The organism is Methanophagales archaeon (assembly GCA_021159465.1).
Lineage (GTDB): Archaea > Halobacteriota > Syntropharchaeia > Alkanophagales > Methanospirareceae > G60ANME1.
This window is the reverse complement of sequence record JAGGRR010000057.1, coordinates 1-1,431: the sequence shown is the minus strand read 5'-3', so window position 1 is coordinate 1,431 and position 1,431 is coordinate 1. Positions and strand designations below refer to the sequence as shown.

The 1,431-nt window shown below is 44.3% G+C and carries 2 protein-coding genes; one reads left to right on the top strand and one right to left on the bottom strand.

Annotation, left to right across the window (positions count from 1 at the left end; all coding sequences use genetic code 11):
• The coding region (locus J7J01_03150; GenBank protein ID MCD6209886.1) for a zinc ABC transporter substrate-binding protein at window positions 1-932 on the top strand (932 nt) is incomplete at its 5' end.
• A gap of 146 nt (window positions 933-1,078) precedes the next feature.
• On the opposite strand, the gene J7J01_03145 is transcribed toward J7J01_03150, so the two are convergent.
• Window positions 1,079-1,240: a hypothetical protein gene (locus J7J01_03145; protein MCD6209885.1), complete on the bottom strand. Its 162-nt coding sequence runs from the start codon at window positions 1,238-1,240 to the stop codon at window positions 1,079-1,081.
• Between the last annotated feature and the right edge of the window lie 191 nt (window positions 1,241-1,431).

Genomic DNA, 1,431 nt, shown 5'->3' with positions numbered 1-1,431 from the left:
AAAATCAGGTAATACATCCTGAGATAATGATGAGGAGACGGACTGTTCTGGCACTCACGCTCGTAGTCGTGGTGATTATCGGCATCGGCATGCTCGCAGTGAGTCTGCATTATAATTATATTCAACTTCAACCGGGGTTGCGAGGCAATGTCAATAGCAATGCTAATGCTAATAAGATAGGCGTGGTTGTAACCATCCTACCGGAAGCGGATTTTGTCAGGCATGTGGGTGGTGACCGCGTGGAGGTCATGGTGATGGTGCCACCAGGTGCGAGCCCGCACATTTATGAGCCCCGACCCGAGCAATTGAAGCAGATAAGCACTGCAAAGATATACTTCAAAGTCGGCTCAGGCTTAGGGTTAGAGCAGAACTGGCTGGAGAAGATAAGCGCTATCAACCCCGCAATTAAAATCGTTGATACCTCAAAAGGTATAACTATCATTGATAATGACCCCCATATCTGGAATTCACCCGCTAATGCGAAGATTATGGTTATGAATATCCGTGATGCGCTCACTCAGACAGACCCTGAGAATGCCGACTTCTATATCAATAATGCAAGAGACTATCTGCGTGAACTTGATGCTCTGGATGCTTATATCCATTCCAAACTCGATCGGTTCAATAACCGCGCTTTCATGATTTACCATCCATCATTTGGATATCTCGCTGCACAATATAACCTGACACAAATACCGGTTGAGCATGGCGGTAAAGAGCCGACAGCCAGAGTTATTCAGGATTGCATAGACAATGCCAGGCGATACAATCTGCATTATGTCTTCGTTGCACCGCAATTCGCTACTACGGAGTGCGAAACGATAGCGAAGGAGATAGGAGGCGAGACAGCCCCGATGGACCCTCTGCCTGCTAATTATACCGCCAATATGTATAAAATAGCTGATTTACTCGCAGAAGAGTTCGCGGGATAAATCAAAGCAATGAAATGAGTATGGAATCGCAATTTATTACCTATTTCCCAACTTGACATTGTAATTTTATGCAACACGGTACACCACAGCGGGTTTTTCCCGTAGGGGGCTGTCTCCCAAATAAATATTAGCACAGACACTTAAAGTTAACCATTAGATAGATGTAGTCGTAAGAAGTTCCCTACTTTAGACGCTGAATTAGCTACTGACATCCGAATCGTACCGATGACAGGCACATTCCTCTTCAATTTACCCCAAATCACCTTCAAATTGTGAACGGTACATACCAGATTATGCGTTCTTATCACCGGGCGCCCACCTCTTGTTATTAAAAAATTCTACAGCCCCTCCACCAACTACCAGTCGGCAATCTTCTGTAATTTCTCCTTTGAGTTAATACCCAACGAAACCATATCCCTACCAAAAGTACATGCAAACAGACGAATTTTTTGACTGAACGCTTCGTATAGCGATGCAAATTCTTTAAAGAGAAAGCATT